A 3,537-nucleotide genomic window follows, 5' to 3' on the forward strand; every position below is an offset into this window, starting at 1 on the left:
GTTTCGGGGGTTTAGCTCAGCTGGGAGAGCACCTGCTTTGCAAGCAGGGGGTCGTCGGTTCGATCCCGTCAACCTCCACCAAGAAATGTCAAACCTAAGTCAGCGTGTATGACGTAGCGATTTAGGTTTGATCTTTTACGATCAATGGCTGTTTTTGTTCTTTAACAATCTGGAAGAAGTAAAGATTCATTTAAACGATCGCCAGGACTTCGGTTCTTGCGAAAGTAAAAATGGGTGTGATTGTATCAATCAAAGTATTACGAAGTGATCTTAGCAATTAGAAGACTTACTTTGGAATACGGCAAACGCTAAAACTCAACGCTTCTTTATAACGCTCTTGCAAAAGAGGCTAACGTTATAGGAACAAGCGAATAAGTGCACATGGTGGATGCCTTGGCGATTACAGGCGATGAAGGACGTAGTAGCTTGCGATAAGCTGCGGGGAGCTGGCAAACAAGCTTTGATCCGCAGATTTCCGAATGGGGAAACCCGGCCGTAAGGTCATCGTTATCTGAATACATAGGGTAACGAAGCGAACGTGGCGAACTGAAACATCTAAGTAGCTACAGGAAAAGAAATCAACCGAGATTCCCAAAGTAGTGGCGAGCGAAATGGGATCAGCCTGCAAGATTTAGCATCAACGATAGTAGAACGGAATGGAAAGTCCGGCCATAGTGGGTGATAGCCCCGTATGCGAAATCGATGGTGTGGAACTAGGCTTGCGACAAGTAGGGCGGGACACGTGAAATCCTGTCTGAACATGGGGGGACCATCCTCCAAGGCTAAATACTCGTAATCGACCGATAGTGAACCAGTACCGTGAGGGAAAGGCGAAAAGAACCCCGGAAGGGGAGTGAAATAGATCCTGAAACCGTGTGCATACAAACAGTAGGAGCCTCGTAAGGGGTGACTGCGTACCTTTTGTATAATGGGTCAGCGACTTACATTCAGTGGCAAGCTTAACCGAATAGGGAAGGCGCAGAGAAATCGAGTCCGAATAGGGCGTTCAGTCGCTGGGTGTAGACCCGAAACCAGATGATCTATCCATGGCCAGGTTGAAGGTGCGGTAACACGCACTGGAGGACCGAACCCACTAATGTTGAAAAATTAGGGGATGAGCTGTGGATAGGGGTGAAAGGCTAAACAAATCTGGAAATAGCTGGTTCTCTCCGAAAACTATTTAGGTAGTGCCTCAAGTATCACCATCGGGGGTAGAGCACTGTTATGGCTAGGGGGTCATCGCGACTTACCAAACCATTGCAAACTCCGAATACCGATGAGTGCGAGCTTGGGAGACAGACGCCGGGTGCTAACGTCCGACGTCAAGAGGGAAACAACCCAGACCGCCAGCTAAGGTCCCAAAGATTGGCTAAGTGGAAAACGAAGTGGGAAGGCTAAAACAGTCAGGAGGTTGGCTTAGAAGCAGCCATCCTTTAAAGAAAGCGTAATAGCTCACTGATCGAGTCGTCCTGCGCGGAAGATGTAACGGGGCTAAGCCAGTCACCGAAGCTGCGGATATCCGTAAGGATATGGTAGGAGAGCGTTCTGTAAGCCTGTGAAGGTGTCTTGTAAAGGATGCTGGAGGTATCAGAAGTGCGAATGCTGACATGAGTAGCGATAATGCGGGTGAAAAGCCCGCACGCCGTAAGCCCAAGGTTTCCTGTTCAACGTTCATCGGAGCAGGGTGAGTCGGCCCCTAAGGCGAGGCAGAGATGCGTAGCTGATGGGAAGCAGGTTAATATTCCTGCACCGTCGTTAGATGCGATGGGGGGACGGATCGCGGAAGGTTGTCCGACTGTTGGAATAGTCGGTTTTTGCATCGAAGAAGGCTGTTAGGCAAATCCGGCAGCGTAATTCAAGGGTGTGAGACGAGCGAACTTGTTCGCGAAGCAATCGGAAGTGGTTCCAAGAAAAGCCTCTAAGCTTCAGTCTAACGAGACCGTACCGCAAACCGACACAGGTGGGCGAGATGAGTATTCTAAGGCGCTTGAGAGAACTCGGGAGAAGGAACTCGGCAAATTGGTACCGTAACTTCGGGATAAGGTACGCCCAAGTAGTTTGACTGGCCTGCGCCAGAAGGACAAAAGGGTTGCAATAAAATGGTGGCTGCGACTGTTTAATAAAAACACAGCACTCTGCAAACACGAAAGTGGACGTATAGGGTGTGACGCCTGCCCGGTGCTGGAAGATTAAATGATGGGGTGCAAGCTCTTGATTGAAGTCCCAGTAAACGGCGGCCGTAACTATAACGGTCCTAAGGTAGCGAAATTCCTTGTCGGGTAAGTTCCGACCTGCACGAATGGCGTAACGATGGCCACACTGTCTCCTCCCGAGACTCAGCGAAGTTGAAATGTTTGTGATGATGCAATCTACCCGCGGCTAGACGGAAAGACCCCATGAACCTTTACTGTAGCTTTGCATTGGACTTTGAACCAATCTGTGTAGGATAGGTGGGAGGCTTTGAAGCAGGAACGCTAGTTTCTGTGGAGCCGACCTTGAAATACCACCCTGGTTTGTTTGAGGTTCTAACCTTGGTCCGTTATCCGGATCGGGGACAGTGCATGGTAGGCAGTTTGACTGGGGCGGTCTCCTCCCAAAGTGTAACGGAGGAGTTCGAAGGTACGCTAGGTACGGTCGGACATCGTGCTAATAGTGCAATGGCATAAGCGTGCTTAACTGCGAGACTGACAAGTCGAGCAGGTACGAAAGTAGGACATAGTGATCCGGTGGTTCTGTATGGAAGGGCCATCGCTCAACGGATAAAAGGTACTCTGGGGATAACAGGCTGATTCCTCCCAAGAGTTCATATCGACGGGGGAGTTTGGCACCTCGATGTCGGCTCATCACATCCTGGGGCTGTAGCCGGTCCCAAGGGTATGGCTGTTCGCCATTTAAAGTGGTACGTGAGCTGGGTTTAAAACGTCGTGAGACAGTTTGGTCCCTATCTGCCGTGGGCGTTGGAAGTTTGAAGGGGGCTGCTCCTAGTACGAGAGGACCGGAGTGGACGAACCTCTGGTGTATCGGTTGTCACGCCAGTGGCATTGCCGAGTAGCTAAGTTCGGAAGAGATAACCGCTGAAAGCATCTAAGCGGGAAACTCGCCTTGAGATGAGACTTCCCGGGAACTAGATTCCCCTAAAGGGTCGTTCGAGACCAGGACGTTGATAGGTCAGGTGTGGAAGCGCAGTAATGCGTTAAGCTAACTGATACTAATTGCCCGTGCGGCTTGTTCCTATAACATTAGCTCTGTTATAGACAAGTTGAGCATATATTGTGTTTGCCCTAGTGCATCACACCCAAGAATCTAAAATACTTCTTCCAGTTTGGGTTAGTTGCTGCTCCAGTGAGAGCAACTGACTTTACAAGTTATGCCTGATGACTATAGCAAGTTGGTACCACCCCTTCCCATCCCGAACAGGACCGTGAAACGACTTCGCGCCGATGATAGTGCTGCAACCAGTGTGAAAGTAGGTCATCGTCAGGCTTGTTACTCCCAAGAACCCTCGTTACGAAAGTAGCGAGGGTTTTTGCTTTGGGC

Annotated in this window: 1 tRNA gene and 2 rRNA genes; all 3 read left to right on the forward strand. The window is 50.0% G+C overall.

The features are described 5' to 3' along the window. Positions 1-5 precede the first annotated feature (5 nt). The 3 genes from HWE01_RS22510 to rrf all read left to right on the forward strand — a co-directional run bounded on the left by HWE01_RS22510 (position 6) and on the right by rrf (position 3,483). Positions 6-81: transfer RNA gene (locus HWE01_RS22510), tRNA-Ala, on the forward strand. A gap of 280 nt (positions 82-361) precedes the next feature. After that, positions 362-3,233, forward strand: a 23S ribosomal RNA gene (locus tag HWE01_RS22515). A gap of 137 nt (positions 3,234-3,370) precedes the next feature. Further along, a 5S ribosomal RNA gene (rrf, locus tag HWE01_RS22520) occupies positions 3,371-3,483 on the forward strand. Positions 3,484-3,537 lie beyond the last annotated feature (54 nt).

This window comes from Herbaspirillum sp. C7C8 (assembly GCF_022627875.1).
Lineage (GTDB): Bacteria > Pseudomonadota > Gammaproteobacteria > Burkholderiales > Burkholderiaceae_D > Herbaspirillum.